The sequence below is a fragment of the Nocardioides sp. Root140 genome (assembly GCF_001426745.1).
Lineage (GTDB): Bacteria > Actinomycetota > Actinomycetes > Propionibacteriales > Nocardioidaceae > Nocardioides.
On sequence record NZ_LMFI01000010.1, the window covers coordinates 410702 to 428193 of the forward strand.

The 17492-nt window shown below is 69.9% G+C and carries 12 protein-coding genes; 1 reads left to right on the forward strand and 11 read right to left on the reverse strand.

Annotation, left to right across the window (positions count from 1 at the left end):
* Nucleotides 1–13 precede the first annotated feature (13 nt).
* The 11 genes from guaA to ASD30_RS12400 form a co-directional block, all read right to left on the reverse strand.
* The gene (gene guaA, locus ASD30_RS12350) at nt 14–1600 is read right to left on the reverse strand and encodes a glutamine-hydrolyzing GMP synthase (RefSeq protein ID WP_056681615.1); all 1587 of its coding nucleotides are present in this window, start codon (nt 1598–1600) and stop codon (nt 14–16) included.
* 326 nt (nt 1601–1926) lie between these two features.
* The gene (locus ASD30_RS12355; RefSeq protein WP_056681616.1) at nt 1927–3630 is read right to left on the reverse strand and encodes a GMC family oxidoreductase N-terminal domain-containing protein; all 1704 of its coding nucleotides are present in this window, start codon (nt 3628–3630) and stop codon (nt 1927–1929) included.
* The gene (locus ASD30_RS12360; RefSeq protein WP_056681617.1) at nt 3627–5243 is read right to left on the reverse strand and encodes a succinic semialdehyde dehydrogenase; all 1617 of its coding nucleotides are present in this window, start codon (nt 5241–5243) and stop codon (nt 3627–3629) included. Before ASD30_RS12360 ends, ASD30_RS12355 begins: the two co-directional genes overlap by 4 nt.
* A 213-nt stretch (nt 5244–5456) precedes the next feature.
* Nucleotides 5457–6770 carry an aminotransferase family protein gene (locus ASD30_RS12365; protein ID WP_056681618.1) on the reverse strand — a complete coding sequence of 438 codons (1314 nt, stop codon included), beginning with the start codon at nt 6768–6770 and terminating at the stop codon, nt 5457–5459.
* Nucleotides 6767–8116, reverse strand: a complete 1350-nt coding sequence (locus ASD30_RS12370) for an aminotransferase class III-fold pyridoxal phosphate-dependent enzyme (RefSeq protein WP_056681619.1) — start codon at nt 8114–8116, stop codon at nt 6767–6769. Before ASD30_RS12370 ends, ASD30_RS12365 begins: the two co-directional genes overlap by 4 nt.
* The gene (locus tag ASD30_RS12375; protein WP_056681620.1) at nt 8116–9681 is read right to left on the reverse strand and encodes an aldehyde dehydrogenase family protein; all 1566 of its coding nucleotides are present in this window, start codon (nt 9679–9681) and stop codon (nt 8116–8118) included. The genes ASD30_RS12370 and ASD30_RS12375 overlap by 1 nt, the downstream gene beginning before the upstream one ends.
* A gap of 197 nt (nt 9682–9878) precedes the next feature.
* Nucleotides 9879–11606, reverse strand: coding sequence for a glycerol-3-phosphate dehydrogenase/oxidase (locus tag ASD30_RS12380; protein ID WP_056681621.1), 1728 nt, complete (start codon nt 11604–11606; stop codon nt 9879–9881).
* Between the two features lie 113 nt (nt 11607–11719).
* Complete coding sequence (locus tag ASD30_RS12385) at nt 11720–12517, reverse strand: carbon-nitrogen hydrolase family protein (RefSeq protein WP_056681622.1); 798 nt, start codon at nt 12515–12517, stop codon at nt 11720–11722.
* Nucleotides 12514–13620 (reverse strand): GuaB3 family IMP dehydrogenase-related protein, encoded by a 1107-nt coding sequence (locus ASD30_RS12390; protein WP_056684893.1) that lies wholly within the window; start codon nt 13618–13620, stop codon nt 12514–12516. The genes ASD30_RS12385 and ASD30_RS12390 overlap by 4 nt, the downstream gene beginning before the upstream one ends.
* Before the next feature lie 105 nt (nt 13621–13725).
* Nucleotides 13726–15225: an IMP dehydrogenase gene (guaB, locus tag ASD30_RS12395; protein WP_056681623.1), complete on the reverse strand. Its 1500-nt coding sequence runs from the start codon at nt 15223–15225 to the stop codon at nt 13726–13728.
* Between the two features lie 33 nt (nt 15226–15258).
* Nucleotides 15259–16143: a GNAT family N-acetyltransferase gene (locus tag ASD30_RS12400; protein WP_235532581.1), complete on the reverse strand. Its 885-nt coding sequence runs from the start codon at nt 16141–16143 to the stop codon at nt 15259–15261.
* Between the two features lie 210 nt (nt 16144–16353).
* Here ASD30_RS12400 and ASD30_RS12405 point away from each other — a divergent pair, with 210 nt between their 5' ends.
* On the forward strand, nt 16354–17490 hold the full coding sequence (locus tag ASD30_RS12405; protein WP_056681625.1) for an endonuclease/exonuclease/phosphatase family protein: 1137 nt from the start codon (nt 16354–16356) through the stop codon (nt 17488–17490).
* Nucleotides 17491–17492: the final 2 nt, after the last annotated feature.

Genomic DNA, 17492 nt, shown 5'->3' on the forward strand with positions numbered 1-17492 from the left:
AACCCCCGGTTGGTCACTCCCACTCGATGGTGCCCGGGGGCTTCGAGGTCACGTCGAGGGTGACCCGGTTGATCTCGGCCACCTCGTTGGTGATGCGGGTCGAGATCGTCTCGAGCACCTCGTAGGGGATGCGCGCCCAGTCGGCGGTCATCGCATCCTCGGAGGTCACGGGGCGCAGCACGATCGGGTGGCCGTAGGTGCGGCCGTCGCCCTGCACGCCCACGGAGCGTACGTCGGCCAGCAGCACCACCGGCATCTGCCAGACCTGACGGTCGAGGCCGGCACGGGTGAGCTCCTCGCGGGCGATCGCGTCGGCCTCACGCAGGATGTCGAGGCGCTCGCGGGTGACCTCGCCGATGATGCGGATGCCCAGGCCTGGTCCGGGGAACGGCTGGCGCCACACCATCGTGGAAGGCAGACCGAGCTGCTCCCCCACTGACCGGACCTCGTCCTTGAACAGCGTGCGCAGCGGTTCGACCAGCTCGAACTGGAGGTCCTCCGGCAGCCCGCCGACGTTGTGGTGCGACTTGATCGTGGAGGTGCCGGCACCGCCGCCGGACTCGACGACGTCGGGGTAGAGCGTGCCCTGCACGAGGTACGCCGTGTCGCCGCGCTCGTCGTCGGACAGCGAGCCGAAGACCCGCACCTCTGCGTCCTCGAAGGTGCGGATGAACTCGCGCCCGATGATCTTGCGCTTCTCCTCGGGGTCGCGCACACCGGCCAGCGCACCGAGGAACTGGTCTTCGGCGTCGACCACGTCGAGGGTGTCGAAGACCTCCTCGAAGTCGCGACGCACCTGCGCTGTCTCGCCCTTGCGCATCATGCCGTGGTCGACGTACACGCAGGTCAGGCGGTCGCCGATGGCGCGCTGGACCAGGGCCGCGGCCACCGCGGAGTCGACGCCTCCGGAGAGGGCGCAGATCGCGCGGGCGTCACCGACCTGATTGCGGATCCGCTCGACCTGCTCCTCGACGACGTTGACCATCGTCCAGGTCTGGCGACAGCCGGCGATGTCGTGCAGGAAGTGCTCGAGGGTCTGCTGGCCGTGCTCGCTGTGCAGCACCTCGGGGTGCCACTGCACGCCGGCGAGGCGCTTCTCCAGGTTCTCGAAGGCGGCCACCGGGGTGACGTCGGTCGAGGCGAGCACGTCGAACCCGGCCGGCGCGGCGGTCACGGAGTCTCCGTGGGACATCCACACCTTGTGCTCGGCGGGGATGTCGGACAGGAGGGTGCCCGGAGCGGTGACGCGGACCGGCGTACGGCCGTATTCGCGGGCCCCGGTGTGCGAGACCTCGCCGCCCAGGCTCTTGGCCATCAGCTGGAAGCCGTAGCACATGCCGAAGACGGGTACGCCGGACGCGAAGAGGTCGGCATCGATGCCGGGAGCGCCCTCGGCGTACACCGAGGAGGGCCCGCCGGAGAGGATGATCGCCTTCGGCTTGCGGGCCAGGATCTCCGCGACCGGCAGCGTGTGCGGCACGATCTCGGAGTAGACCCGGGCCTCACGCACACGACGGGCGATCAGTTGGGCGTACTGCGCCCCGAAATCGACGACGAGGACGAGATCGTGCTCGTGCGGGCTGTGCGCGGGACCGGTCATGGCGGGATCCTATCGACCATCCGCGGCCGCTCCGAAATGGTGCGCCGTTCTGAAATGGTCCGGGAACGCATCAGGGCCCGACCGGGGAGGGAGGGTGGTCGGGCCCTGATCGTCCATGCATCTGCTGGACAGAGCTTGGACATGGGGCCCGACGTGGGAGGGAGCATGACTGTCGGACCCACACACCTCAACGAGGGCCGTGGGGGCGGGTTACGCCCGAACCACGCAATTCTTCAAAACTTTCCAGCCCGTCGGCTCGGGCACGCCCGTTTTGACGGTTTGCACCCCGTCTGAGGGGGTGCAAACCGTCAGATCCGGCGGTGGAGTCAGCTGACGCCGACGATCGGCAGCCGCAGCGCGCCGGGGGCGTACTCGGGGACGACCGGGTGCGCCGGCTGCACCGGGGCGATCCGCGAGTAGGCCGCACCCATCGCGGGGCGGGTGTCGGCCTCGCCCTTGTTCGGCCAGAACGACATCGCCCGCTCCGCCTGCGCCGTGATCGTCAGCGACGGGTTCACGCCCAGGTTCGCCGAGATCGCGGAGCCGTCGGCGATGTGCAGGCCCTCGTAGTTGTAGATGCGCTGGTAGGCGTCGACGACCCCGCTCTCCGGCGAGTCGCCGATGGTGCAGCCACCGATGAAGTGCGCGGTCAGCGGCGCGTTGAACGGCTCCCCCACGTTGCCTCCCGGCGTACCGCCCATCACGTCGGCCATCCGGCGTACGGCGTCGTAGGCGACCGGGATGTACGTCGGGTTCGGCTCGCCGTGACCCTGCTTGGAGCTCATCCGCCAGCCGAACGGCGTCTTCTTGCCGATGGTGGTGATCGAGTTGTCGAGGGTCTGCATGACCAGGGCGATCACGGTGCGCTCGGACCAGTGCTTCATGTCGTAGAGGTCGAGGGCCTGCCTGCGCTGCTTCCAGAGCTCCTTGAGCCAGGTGCGCCAGCGCGGCTCGGTGCCGGTGTCGTCGGCCAGCACGGTCTGCATCATCGCCATCGCGTTGCTGCCCTTGCCGTAGCGGACCGGCTCGATGTGGGTGTGCTCGTCGGGGTGCCACGACGACGTGATCGCCACGCCGTGGGTGAAGTCGGTCGAGCGGTCGGGTGCCAGGGCACCCAGGATCGCCTCGGAGTTGGTGCGGGTCAGCACACCGAGGCGGTCGGAGATGTAGGGCAGGTCGCCCTCGCCCTTGAGCTGGTGCAGCAGCTTCTGCGTGCCGAGGGCTGCGGCGGCGAAGATCACCTGGTCGGCGGTGAAGGTCTTCACCGCAGACTTGCGGGAGAGCTTGGCCTTGGTCCAGCGGGCCTGGATCTCGTAGCCGCCGAGGCGACGCGGGCGGACCCGGGTCACCGTGGTAAGCGGGTGTACGACGGCACCGTTCTGCTCGGCCAGGTAGAGGTAGTTCTTGACCAGCGTGTTCTTCGCGTTGTGGCGGCAGCCGGTCATGCACTCACCGCAGTTCTTGCACGGGTTGCGGTCGGGGCCGGCACCACCGAAGAACGGGTCGGCCACGGCCTTGTGGCTCGGCTGGCCCGGGCCACCGAAGAAGACGCCGACGGGGGTCGGGTGGAACGTGTCGCCCACGCCCATCTCGTCGGCGACCTGCTTCATCACCCGGTCGGAGGCGGTCATCAGCGGGTTCTCGACGACGCCGAGCATGCGCTTGGCCTGGTCGTAGTACGGCGCCAGCTCGGCCTTCCAGTCGGTGATGTGCGACCACGACTTGTCGCGGTAGAACGCGTCGAGGGGTTCGTAGAGGGTGTTCGCGTAGACCAGGGACCCACCGCCGACACCCGCGCCGGCCAGGATCAGGCAGTCCTTGACCATGTCGATGCGCTGGATGCCGTACATGCCGGCGGCCGGCATGTAGAGGTACTTCTTCAGGTCGAAGGAGGTGCTCGGCAGGTCGTCGTCCTCGAAGCGGGCACCGGCCTCGAGCACACCGACCTTGTAGCCCTTCTCGGTCAGCCGGAGCGCCGAGACCGAGCCACCGAAGCCGGATCCGATGATGAGTACGTCGTAGTGCGTCATGCGCGGCCCGTCTTCTTCATGAGACGCGCACTGGCCGTGAGCGTCTTGGCGAACAGTTCGTTGGACATGCCCTTGACCGGGCGGAATCCCCAGACCCGCTGGGTCCCGACCGACTGGGGCTCGGTGTAGCGGTGGATGCCCTCGGCACCCTGACGACGGCCCATGCCCGACTGGCGCATGCCGCCCATCGGCGCGTCGACGCTGGCGAAGGTGGCGCCGTACGCCTCGTTGACGTTGACCGTGCCGCACTTGATCTCGCGGGCGATCGCGCGGGCCCGCTTGCCGTCCTGGCTGTAGATCGCGGCGTTGAGGCCGTAGTCGCCCTCGTTGGCCTTCGCGATCGCCTCGGTCTCGTCGTGGAAGCGGTAGACCGAGATGACCGGGCCGAAGGTCTCGTTGCCGAAACAGGTCATGTCGGGCGTGACGCCCTCGAGGATCGTCGGCTCGTAGAAGTAGGGGCCGAGGTCGGGCCGTGCCTTGCCACCGGCGAGCACCGTGGCGCCCTTGGCGACGGCGTCGTCGACGTGGGCGGTGACCGTGTCGAGCTGGGCCTGCGAGATCAGCGAGCCCATGTCGGTGGCCCACTCGTGGCCCGGGCCGAGCACCATCGCCTTCGTGCGCGCCACGAAGCGCTCGACGAACCGGTCGTAGACCTGGTCGGCGACCAGCAGGCGCTCGGTGGAGACGCAGAGCTGCCCGGCGTTGGAGAAGGTCGCGCGGACGGCGCCCTCGGCGGCCTTCTCGATCGAGGCGTCGCGCAGGATCAGGATCGGGTTCTTGCCGCCGAGCTCGAGCGAGCAGCCGATCAGGCGCTCCGCGCACCCTGCGGCGACCCGCTTGCCGGTGGCCGTCGAGCCGGTGAAGCAGACGTAGTCGGACTTCGCGATCAGCGAGGTGCCGACCCGGGAACCCGGACCGGCGACGACGGTCCACAGGTCCTTCGGGAAGCCGGCCTCCTCGAGAAGCTGGGCGCCGAGCAGTGCGGTCAGCATGGTCTGGCTGTCGGGCTTGGTGACCACCGCGTTGCCCGCTGCGAGCGCCGGCAACCCGTCGCACAGCGCCATCGTGAACGGGTAGTTCCACGGCGCGATGATGCCGACGACCCCCTTGGGCACGCGGTTCAGGTCGATGCGCGTGGCACCTGGTACGACGCCCGCGCGCCGCTGGGTGTCGAGGTGCTGGTGGATCGTGCGCGCGTAGTAACGCGCGGTGAGGGCCACGTGGTAGACCTCGAGGTAGGCGTCCTTGCGGGCCTTGCCCGACTCCCAGACGGCCAGGTCGATGATCTCCGCCTCGCGGTCGAGCACGAGGTCGTGCAGGCGCAACAGGATCTCCGCGCGGTGGTCGAGCGACGTACGTGCCCAGGCGGCCTGCGCGCGGCGGGCACGGGCGAAGGCCTCGACGATGTCGTCCTCGCTCGACTGCGGGACGTGGCCCAGGGGCTGGCCGTTGACCGGGCTGACCGACAGCACCGAGTCACCCGAGGTGGACACGATGCGCCGGGTCAGCGCGGCCGTGTAGTCGGGTTCGAGTGCGTAGGCGGCACTCGGGTCGTGCTCGGGGTCGTGAGGCCCACCCACGAGGGGCTCTGGCTGCGGGGTCTGCTGGCTCATGGAACCGAGCCTAGGTGACCGGCAATCCGTTCACTACCCTTCAGTAGCAATTGGATGCCCTTGACACTCTGATTCTTTTTGTAAATCCCGAATGTCGGACATCGTGCACCCCATTTCGGCGACCTGTCGCCAGTTCATGCCGACCTGTCGCCAGTTCCGGGCGCGCTCCAGAACTGGCGACAGGTCGATCAGAACTCACGACAGGTCGATCGGTCAGCCGAGGACGTCGCGGATCGCGGACGAGGCCAGGGCGGCCAGCTCCTCGGTCTGCCCGGGCGTGATCACCAGCGGAGGTCCGAGCAGGATCAGGTCGCCGTCGATGCCGTCGGCACAGCCGGTCGAGGGATAGAGCAGCACCCCTCGCTCCTTGCCGGCCGCGACGACGCGTTCGACGACGCGTTCGGACCTGGCGAACGGCTGCGACGTACGGCGGTCGGCCACGAGCTCGATGCCACGCAGCAGCCCGAGTCCGCGGATGTCACCGACGGCCGAGTGGTCCCCGAGCTCGGTGCGCAGGGCGGCGTCGAGCTGGTCACCACGTTCGGCCGAGGCGCGGACCAGGTCGTGGTCGCGCAGCCGGCGGAGGACGGCGAGTCCGGCCGCGGCCCCCACCGCGTGGTGGGAGTAGGTGAACCCGTGCGTGAACCCACCGTCGGCGAGGGCGTCGTACACCCGGCCTGAGGCCACCGCGAGGCCGAGCGGCCAGTATCCCGACGCAGCACCCTTGGCCAGCACCATCAGGTCGGGGCGCAGCCCGAAGTGGTCGCAGCCGTTCCAGGCGCCGGTGCGGCCGAACCCGGTCATCACCTCGTCCGCGATCAACAGCACGCCGTGCCGACGGCACACCTCCGCGATGGCCGGCCAGTAGTCCGGCGGCGGCACGCAGGCGCCGAGTGCCGCGCCCGAGACCGGTTCGGCGATGAACGCGGCCACTCGTTCGGGGCCGGTCTGCTCGATCAGCGTGTCGAGTGCCTGGGCGTGCCGGGTCCCGCAACCGTCGGGGTGGCTGTCGGGGAACGGGCAGCGGAACTCGTAGGGCGTCGTGGTGTGCTCGGCCGCCCCCAGCCACGGGAGGTACGGCGCCCGCAGGCCGGGTCGGCCGGAGACGTCGAGGGCTCCGCGGGTGTTGCCGTGGTAGGCACCGGCCCGTCCGATGACGACGTGCCGGTCCTCGCCGCGCGCCAGGTGGAAGGCCCGAGCCATCTTCAGTGCGGTCTCGACCGCCTCGCTCCCGCCGGAGACGGGGTAGATCCGCGGGTCGTCCATCGGGAGCAGCGGTGCCAGCTCCTCGGCGTACGCCTCGAGGGAGTCGGAGGTGAAGGCGGTGCCGTGTGCGTAGGCGATGGCCCGGGCCTGCTCGGCGATCGCGTCGGCGACCTCGGTGACTCCGTGGCCGATGCCGACCACGATCGCGCCCCCGGAGCCATCGAGGTAGCGGCGGCCGTCGGTGTCGAAGATCTCCGCGCCGCTCCCGCGGGCGGCGACCGGGAGCCGGTCACCGCCGCGCGAGAAGACGTGCTTGCTCACTCCGCGACCGCGGCCACCGAGTCGCCGAAGATCCGCAGCGCGGTCTGCGCCTGCTCGGGCGTGACCACCAGCGGGGGCGACATCCGGATCGTGCTCTCGCCGCACTCCAGGACCAGCAGGCCCTGCTCGAAGGCGCGCTGCTGCACGTCGGCGGCCTGCTCGGGCGTGCGGAACTCGACGCCGAGCATGAGCCCGACACCGCGGACGTCGGTGATGATCTTCGGGAACCGGGACTGCAGGGCCTTGAGCCCGGGGACCAGCTCCTCGCCGATCTTCGTGGCGTTCTCGACCAGTCCCTCGGACTGGATCGTCTCCAGGGTGGCCAGGCCGGCCGCGCAGGCGACCGGGCTGCCGCCGTACGTCGACCCGTGCGCACCGGCGCCCCACTTCTCCATCAGCTCCGCCTTCGCCGCGAACGCGCCCAGAGGTAGGCCGGAGGCGATGCCCTTGGCGCTGATGATGACGTCGGGCTCGACGTCGGCCAGCTCGATCGCCCACATCTTGCCGGTGCGGCCCATGCCGGACTGCACCTCGTCGGCGACCAGCAGGATGCCGTGGCGGTCGCAGACCTCACGCAGCCGCTGCACCCACGCCGCGGGCGGCACGATGTAGCCGCCCTCGCCCTGCACCGGCTCGAGGAAGATCGCGGCCACCTCGGTCGGCGACACCTCGTAGCGGAACAGCGTGTTCTCGAGGTAGTCGAAGGTGGCGTCCTCGTCGTGCACGCGGGCACCGGTCTCGGGGTCACGCTCGCTGAAGGCGTACGGCGCGTGCAGCACGCCGGGCAGCAGCGGCCCGAAGCCCGTGTGGTACTTCGCCTTCGAGGCGGTCAGGCTGACCGCGCCGTAGGTGCGGCCGTGGAACGCGCCGTAGAAGCTGATCACGTAGGGGCGACCGGTGGCATAGCGCGCGAGCTTGATCGAGCCCTCGACGGCCTCGGCACCGGAGTTGGTCAGGAAGACCCGCTTGGGTCCCGAGATCGGCAGCGTGCGGGCCAGCGCCTCGCACATCTGGGAGTAGATCGGCAGGTAGAAGTCGCTGGCCGAGTAGTGCAGCAGCTGGGCGGCCTGGGCCTGCACCGCCTCCACCACGCGGGGGTGGCAGTGGCCGGTGGAGTTCACCGCGATGCCGGCGTTGAAGTCGAGGAAGAGGTTGCCGTCAGGGTCCTCGATGACCGCGCCGTGTCCGCGGGCGGGCACCAACGGGTAGGCCCGCGGCAGCGACGGGCTGGTCACGCTGCCGTCGCGGTCGAGCACCTTCTGCCCCTCGGGCCCGGGCAGCGCCGTGCGGATGTCGGGCACCGGCCGGTCGGCCAGCCACGTCGGGTTCATCTCCACCTGCGTCATCACGACACCACCGTCCTGGACTGTTCACGAAGGAATTGCTGCACGTAGTAGAGGCCGCCACCGGCCTTGCCGGCGGTGCCGGAGCCCTTCCAGCCGCCGAACGGCTGGACCCCGGGCCACGCCCCGGTCGTGGCGCCCGCGGCGCGGTTCACGTAGACCACACCCGCCTCGATCGTGTCGAGGAACTGCTGGACCTCCGCGTCGTCGGCCGAGAAGAACCCGGCGGTCAGGCCGAGGTCCGTGTCGTTGGCCAGCGCCAGGCCCTCGTCGATGGAGTCGATCGGGGCCACCGCCACGAACGGCACGAACAGCTCGTCGCGGAACAGCTTGTCGTCGGTGGGCAGGTCGGTCACGACGGTGGGCGCCAGGTAGTGGCCCAGCGCTCCGGCCGGGCTCTTGCCGACCACGTCGCCGCCGGCCACCACACGCCCGTTCGAGCGGGCGTGGTCGACGGCCTCGGTGAAGCGAGCCACCGCTGCCTCGTCGATGACCGGGCCGAGGAACACGTCCCGGTCGGTCGGGTTGCCGAGTGCCAGGCCGGTGGCCTTCTCGGCCAGGGCAGCCATCAAGGGCTCGTAGGCGTCCCGCTCGACGTACACCCGCGAGCAGGCAGAGCACTTCTGGCCGGAGAAGCCGAACGCAGAGCGGGCGATGCCGGCCGCCGCCAGCTCGATGTCGGCCTTGCGGGACACGATGGTCGGGTTCTTGCCACCCATCTCGCAGACCACTGGCTTCGGGAAGGCGGTGGCGAACTGCTTGTAGATCGACATGCCGACCTCGTAGGAGCCGGTGAACGAGAGGCCCGCGACGTCAGGGTGGGCGACCACGGCCTTGCCGATCTCATCACCGCCCGGGACGACGTGGAAGGCACCGGCGGGCAGGCCGGCGTCGCGCAGGCACTCGTAGAGCTTGATCGCCGAGAACGTGCCCTGGGGGCTGGGCTTGAGCACGACGGTGTTGCCGGCGACCAGGGCACCGGCGGTCGGTCCGGCGGCCAGCGCCATCGGGAAGTTGAACGGGCTGATCACGCCCCACACGCCGTACGGGCGCATCACGCTGCGGTTGGACTCGGCATCGACGATGGAGTCCATCGCGACGTCGAAGCCGTCGTGCTTCTCCATCATGTCGGAGTAGTAGCGGAAGAACACCGCGGACTCCTCGACGTCGCCGAGCGCCTCGAGGCGGTTCTTGCCGACCTCCATGCTCATCAGGGCGGCCAGCTCGTTGGAGCGCTCGCTGATCAGGTCGCCGGCGCGGCGCAGGATGGCCACGCGCTCCCGCCACGGGATCCTGGCCCATTCGGCGCCGTAGGCCCTGGCCGCGGCCACCGCGTCGTCGACGTCGGCGGTCGTCGCCGCATGGACGTGGCAGAGCACGACCGAGGTGTCCACCGGACTGGGCACGTCGAAGAGCTCGCCGCTGGTGCGCGCCTCCCCGTCGACGTACGTCGGCAGGGTGCTGCCGAACCAGGACCTCGCGGTCTCCAGTCCCTGCTCGTAGGCGGCGTGCAGGTCGTCGTTGTCGGCAGAGAGAGTGGCATAAGTGACGCGGAAACGCGACGCCATTGTCGTTCCTCCAAGGGGTGTCCGGGCAGGGCCCGTCGTCCCACCCTGGGCGCGACGACGAACCAAGTCTCCTTTCGGAGAATTCTTGTTCATTCAGGCTAGCAACGAAAGATTTTCCGTGCCAGAGGTCACGTGAAAGGATTTATTCGTTCGTGACGTGGAGTCTGCCCCACCCGTCCAAGCCGTCGAAGCCGGGGTCAGACGATGTCGCGGACCTGCACCCGCGCCTCGTCGGCCTCCTGGTCGGTGAGCTTGGCCTGGCTCTGCCGCTCGGCCTCGACCCGGCGCAGGTAGTGGTCGACCTCGTCGGCCCGGCGTCCGTCGTCCCAGCCGAGCTCGCCGGCCATCAACGACGCCACCTTCGGCGCGGCGGCCACACCCCGATCGAACATCTCGATGGAGATGCGGGTCCGGCGGGTGAGCACGTCGTCGAGGTGCTGGGCTCCCTCGTGGGTCACGGCGTAGACGACCTCGCCGGCCAGGTAGTCCTCGGCGCCCTCGAGCGGTACCCGCAGCTCGGGGCGCTCGGCGAGCAGGGCGAGCACCTCGTCGACGAGGTCGCCGTACCGGCCGAGCAGGTGGTCGATACGAGCCACGTGGAGCCCACTGCGCCGAGCCAGCAGCACCCGCTGGTTGGAGCGCGTCTCGAACCCGTCGGCACCGACCAACGGCACCCGGTCGGTGATCGAGTCGCGCACGGTCAGGTTCACCGTCGTCTTCAGTGAGTGCGAGGCGGCCTCGATCGCGTCGCGGGCCATCACGCGGTACGTCGTGAGCTTTCCGCCGGCGATCATGACCAGCCCTGGCACCGGTGTCACGACGGTGTGCTCTCGGGAGATCCTCGACGTCGGCTCGGACTCGCCCTTCAACAGTGGCCGCAGTCCGGCATACACGCCCTCGACGTCGTCGTGGTCGAGCGGCTCGCGGAGGATCCTGTTGACGTGGGTGAGCAGGTAGTCGATGTCGGCCTTCGACGCCGCGGGGTGCGCCTTGTCGAGGTCCCACGGGGTGTCGGTGGTGCCGATGATCCAGTGCCGTCCCCACGGAATGACGAACAGCACCGACTTCTCGGTCTTGGTGATGAAGCCGGCCTCGGAGCGAATTCGATCGCGGGGTACGACGAGGTGAATCCCCTTGCTGGCCTGGACATTGAGGGATCCGCGGCCGCCGACCATCTCCTGGATCTCGTCGGTCCACACGCCCGCGGCGTTGACCACGACCCTGGCGCGCACCTCGAACTCGCGGTCGGTCTCGAGGTCGATCGCGCGGACGCCGATCACCCGCTCGCCCTCGCGCACGAAGCCGATCACCTTGGTGCGGGTGGCCACGTGGGCGCCGTGCGTGGCCGCGGTGCGGGCGATCGTCATGACCAGTCGGGCGTCGTCGACCTGGCAGTCGTAGTAGCGGATCGCACCGGTCAGCTCCTCGGTCTTGAGGTCGGGCGCGATGCGGGCGACCTGACGGCGGAAGAGGTGCTTGTGCTTCGGCACGCCCATGTCGTACTTGCCGGCCATCGCCATCGCGTCGTAGAGCACCAGCCCGGCGCCGACGTACGGCCGCTCGATGGTCTTGTGCAGCGGGTAGAGGAACGGCACCGGCCGGACCAGGTGCGGGGCCAACCGGGTGAGCAGGAGGCCACGCTCCTCCAGCGCCTCGCGGACCAGCCCGAAGTCGAACATCTCCAGGTAGCGCAGGCCGCCGTGGATCAGCTTGCTGCTGCGACTCGACGTGCCCGAGGCGAAGTCGCGCTGCTCGATCAGTCCGGTCGAGAGGCCTCGGGTGACCGCGTCGAGTGCCGTGCCGGCGCCGACGACTCCCCCGCCGACCACGAGCACGTCGAGCTCACCACCGTTGTCGGCGGTGGCGACCAGGGCCCGGAGGGCGTCGTTGCGGGAGTGGGGACTGAGGGCACTCGGCTGGCTCATGCGGTCAGTCTGTCAGGCGGTTCCAGGTGTGGCGGCCAAAGAGCATCGTGGGCACAGGGACAACACGGAACATCGCAGTCACCAGGTGCCTGGGATGTTCCGCGCTGTCGTGGTCATGCCCGGAGACGCGGGCCCAGGGTCGACCGACGGTCAGCGTGCATCGGGTGCGCCGACCGGGTCTCCCACACCAGCGCGGGATCGATCTCGGCAAGGGCCACCCCGGGCTCGGTGCCCAGGCGCGACAACGGCCGGCCTTCGGGGTCGTAGACCGCCGATCCGCCGATGAACTCGCCCGGGCCGCAGCGTCCGGTGAGGCCGGCGAAGACGACGTACATGCCGTTGTCCAGGGCGCGGGCTGGATAGTAGAGGTCGCGTCGGTGCTCGCCACCCGTGAAGTAGGCCGCGGAGTTGAGGTAGCCGATCGCTCCGTCGTCGGCGGCAGCCCTGGCATGCTCGGGGAAGCAGCCGTCGTAGCAGACGCTCAGGCCCAGCTCGATGCCGTCGACGACGATCGAGGCGCCGTGGTCACCGGCGACGAAGTGGTCGTTCTCGTAGCCGGACAGGTGCTGCTTGTCGTAGGGCGCCGACACCTCGCCGCTCGGTCGAATCACCAACAGGGACAGGGTCCTTGCGCTCGCACGCCGCAGCGGCGTACCCACGACGACGACACAGTCACCCTCGCGCGAGACGGCTCTGAGCGGCTCCAGCCAGTCGCCGTCGAGCGAGTCCTCCGACGGCACGTCGCCGGCGAAGGCCGCTTCGGAGTAGCCGGTCAGGAACGCTTCGGGGAGTACGACGAGGCGCGCACCCTGCGACGTGGCCAGCTCGACCAGGTGGGCGGCCTTCGCCCCGTTGGCCGTGACGTCGCCCGCAACGGACTCCGCCTGGGCCGCAGCGACGAGCAACGTCACTCGACGACGACCTCGACCCGCTGGAACTCCTTGAGCTCGGTGTAGCCGGTGGTGGCCATCGAGCGCTTCAGCGCGCCGATCAGGTTCATCGTGCCGTCGGCGACCCGCGAGGGGCCGAACAGGATCTCCTCGAGCGAGCCGACCGTGCCGAACTCGACCCGCTCGCCGCGGGGCAGCTTGCCGTGCCAGGCCTCGGCGCCCCAGTGGAAGCCGCGACCGGGTGCGTCGTCGGCGCGGGCGAACGGCGAACCGACCATCACAGCGTCGGCACCGCAGGCGATCGCCTTCGCGATGTCTCCCGAGCGACCGATGGATCCGTCGGCGATGACGTGGACGTAGCGGCCACCGGACTCGTCCATGTAGTCACGGCGTGCGGCCGCGACGTCGGCGACCGCGGAGGCCATCGGCACAGCCACACCGAGCACCGTGCGCGTGGTGTGTGCGGCTCCGCCGCCGAACCCGACGAGTACGCCGGCCGCGCCGGTGCGCATCAGGTGCAGCGCGGCCTGGTAGGTCGCACAGCCACCCACGATCACCGGCACGTCGAGCTCGTAGATGAACTCCTTGAGGTTCAGCGGCTCCGCCTGCGAGGAGACGTGCTCGGCCGAGACCGTCGTACCGCGGATGACGAACATGTCGACGCCGGCGTCGACCACGGCCTTGGCGAACTCCTTGGTGCGCTGCGGGGAGAGCGACCCGGCCACGGTCACCCCGGCCTCGCGCACCTGCTTGAGGCGCGCGGTGATCAGCTCGGCCTTGACCGGCTCGGCGTAGATCTCCTGCATGCGCCGGGTGGCCTCGATGCCGCGCAGGGCGGCCACCTCGTCGAGCAGCGGCATCGGGTCGTCGTAGCGCGTCCAGAGGCCCTCGAGGTCGAGCACGCCCAGGCCGCCGTGCTTGCCGAACGCGATCGCGGTCTCGGGGGACATCACGGAGTCCATCGGCGCGGCCAGCACCGGCAGCTCGAAACGGTAGGCGTCGATCTGCCAGGCCACGCTGACCTCTTCGGGGTCGCGCGTGCGCCGCGAGGGCACGATGGCGATGTCATCGAAGGAGTACGCCCGTCGGGCGCGCTTGGCCTTGCCGATCTCGATCTCAGTCACCGGCACAGCCTATCGGCAGGTCGCGGCAACAAGAATTGCCGGTTCGCGCATCAAAAACCCACGGCTCGCGCATCAAGAATCCACGGTTCGCGGCAGAAGGGACGGTCAGCGGTTGTAGTTGGGGGCCTCGACGGTCATCTGGATGTCGTGGGGGTGGCTCTCCTTGAGGGAGGCCGAGGTGATCCGCACGAACTTCCCCTTCTCGTGGAGCTCGGGGATGGTGCGCGCCCCGATGTAGAACATCGACTGGTTGAGCCCGCCGACCAACTGGTGCGCGACCGCGGAGAGCGGGCCGCGGTACGCGACCTGGCCCTCGACGCCCTCGGGCACGATCTTGTCGTCGCTGGTCACCTCGGCCTGAAAGTAGCGGTCCTTGGAGTAGGACTTCTTGCCACGGCTGCTCATCGCACCCAGCGAGCCCATGCCGCGGTAGGCCTTGAACTGCTTGCCGTTGACGAAGACCAGCTCGCCCGGCGACTCCTCGCACCCGGCCAGCAGCGAGCCGAGCATCACCGTCTCGGCGCCGGCCACGATCGCCTTGGCGATGTCGCCGGACTGCTGGAGCCCGCCGTCGGCGATCACGGGCACACCGGCCGGGGCACAGGCCAGTGAGGCCTCGTAGACGGCGGTGACCTGCGGTACGCCGCATCCGGTGACCACCCGCGTCGTGCAGATGGAGCCGGGGCCGAAGCCGACCTTGACCGCGTCGGCACCGGCGTCGACGAACGCCTGGGCGCCGGCCCGGGTGGCGACGTTGCCGCCGATGACCTGGACGTGCTTCGTGGCCGGGTCGGTCTTGAGCCGACGCACCATGTCGAGCAGGAGCTGCACGTGACCGTGGGCGGTGTCTGCGACGAGCACGTCGACCCCGGCGTCGATCAGCGTGGTGGCCCGCTCCCAGGCGTCGCCGAAGTAGCCGATCGCGGCACCGACCATGAGGCGGCCGTCGGCGTCCTTGGAGGCGTTGGGGAACTGCTCCGACTTCACGAAGTCCTTGACCGTGATCAGACCGCCGAGGCGGCCGTCCTCGTCGACCAGCGGCAGCCGCTCGCGCTTGTTCTGGCGCAGCAGGGCGGTGGCGTCCTCGCGGGAGATGCCCACCGGGCCGGTGAACAGCGGGCTGGTGGTCATCACCTCGTCGACCTTGGTGGTGGCCCACTCCGCGACCGGGGTGAAGCGCAGGTCGCGGTTGGTGATGATGCCCAGCAGCTTGTTGTCGGTGTCGACCACGGGCAGCCCGGAGACGCGGTACTCGCCACAGATGCGGTCGAGCTCCTCGAGCGTCGCGTCGGGGCCGATCGTCACCGGGTTGGAGATGATGCCGGTCTGGGTCCGCTTGACGAGGTCGACCTGGTAGGCCTGGTCCTGCAGCGACAGGTTGCGGTGCAGCACGCCGATGCCGCCCTCGCGGGCCATCGCGATCGCCATGCGGGACTCCGTGACGGTGTCCATGGCCGCGGAGACCAGCGGCACCTTCAGGGAGATCTCGCGGGTCAGGCGCGAGGTGGTGTCGATGTCGGAGGGAGCCATGTCGGACTCCCCCGGCAGCAACAGCACGTCGTCGTAGGTCAGGCCAAGGGCTGCGAACTTGTCAGGGAGCTCCACTTGCACATCGTATCGACACGCCGAAGCAACCACCTAAGCCGGGAGCGGCTTGAGATCGTGCACCGGGATCCGGACGGTCAACACGTCGGCCGACATCCGGATCCGGCCCTTGAGCCCGGCCGCCAGGACCATCGGCAGCACGGCCTGGTTGTCCACCCGCGTGGTCAGCACGACGTCGTGGATTCCATTGGCGTTGGCGAGGCGACCGACATCGATGAGCAGCCGGGTGCCGATCCCCCGACGCTGCCATGCAGGGTCCACCCGCAGGCTCACCGGAACCGCGCCATCGGGTCCGGCGACCCCGAGACTGGCCACGGCGACGACAGCGCCCTCCACCCGGGCGGTGACCACACCCTCCTCGACGACGTACGCCGGGTTGGCGCCGCCGCCGAGACGCCGACTCGGGTTCGGCCGCAGCGGCGAGACCTCGAGCCGGCCGCGGGCCAGCACGTCACTGACCAGGTCGGCCATCGCAGACCCGCGGGCGTGCTCGGTCGCGGTGAACGGCGCCGTACGCCGCACCTGCACCTGGACCTCGCCGACCTGCATCTCCATCACGTCCTGCACCACGGCGAGTGCGTCCTCCGCCGGGTCGGACTCGGCGTCGAACAACCGCGCGACCACCTCGGGGAAGGCCGCGGGTTGGTCCAGGATCGTGCGGGCCGCCTGCACGTACCGGGCCGGCTGGTCGACCAGGGCCTGTTCGGTGCACGGCGCACCCGAGACCGACTCGCCCCCGGAGCTCTCGACGAGCTCCGCGATGTCGGGCAGGCCCCAGTGGTCGGGGCAGCGCAGCACCAGCTCGTCGGTCACCGACTCGATGCCGGGGAAGATCTGGAGGCCCATGATGTTGACGCCCTGGTCGCCGCAGTTGGCGGCCAGGACGGCCAGGGCTCCGGGGCGGTCGGGCAGGGTCATGCGAACGCGCCACAACATGACGGTCCCCCTCTCGTTCAGATGTCTGGTCCCGGGGCGCCACGCCGTCGGGGCGCCCCGGGAGGACCCAGCATGACCCGGCGATGTTGCCCGGTTGATGCGCGCTTGTTTCGCCGAGGAAAACGCCACCCGACGCCATTCCCCGGGCCGTGAGGGGATATCTTTCTGCCTGGCTTTTCCGGGGGGACACACATGCCGATCATTCGCGTCGCCGTTGCAGGCGCGCTCGCCGTACTGCTCACCGTGCCGGCGCTCTTCTCGGCCCTGTTCTCGAGCGAGGCGGCCCGCGGCCACGCCGAGCTCGGCCACCCCGTGACCGTGATGACGCGCAACCTGTTCCTCGGGACCGACGTGTTCCCGATCTTCGCGGCAGCCCAGGCAGCAGGATCGCCAAGGGCGAGGATCGATGCCACCGCCCGCGCGATGCACGAGGTGCGGAGCCTCGTCGCGACGACCCGGTTCCGGACCCGGGCCCGTCTCATCGCCGCCGAGATCGCCCGCCACGACCCCGACCTGGTCGGACTCCAGGAGGTGGCCCTGTGGCGCAGCGGGCCACGGGAGCCCGACCTCGTGGGCGTGCCGAACGCAGTCTCGGTCGATCTCGACTTCCTGCGGATCCTGATGGCGGAGCTCGATTCCCTCGACCACGACTACCTCGTGGTCAGCTCCCTGGGCGAGCTGGACCTGGAGTTTCCTGGCTACCGCACGAGGTCGGAACCCGGTCGTGACGTCCGGCTGACCCTGCGGGACGTCGTGCTCGTGCGCGTACGCGACGGGCTCACGGTCGTCGACCGGGGCAGGGAGCACTTCACCTCCCGCGTCCGGATGCGGCTACCCGGCCGCCTCGTCGACTTCACCCGGGGCCACACCTGGGTCGACGTGGAGAACGCCGGGCAACGGGTTCGCTTCATCAACACCCACCTCGAGGTCGGCGACCCGCGTGTGGGACGCAACCAGGTCCGCGAACTGCTCGACGGACCGGCCGCGAGCCGCGGACCGGTCGTGGTCGTCTGCGACTGCAACTCCGACCCGATGGCAGGGCGCCGTTCGATGCCCTACCGCGGGCTCACCGGAGCCGGCTTCGTCGACACGTGGCTCACCGTGCCGTCCGGCGGCCCCGGCCACACGTGCTGTACGGCGAGCAACCTGCTCGACGACGGGCCGGGCGTGATGGACCACCGCCTCGACTTCGTCTTCGCCCGGAGCCGGCGCGGAGTGGTCGCCGACCGGGGAACTGTGCTGGGAGCCACCGGCGCGGCACGCGACGAGGTCACCGGATTGTGGCCCTCCGACCACGCCGGCGTCGTGGTCCGACTGGTCGACAGGTGACC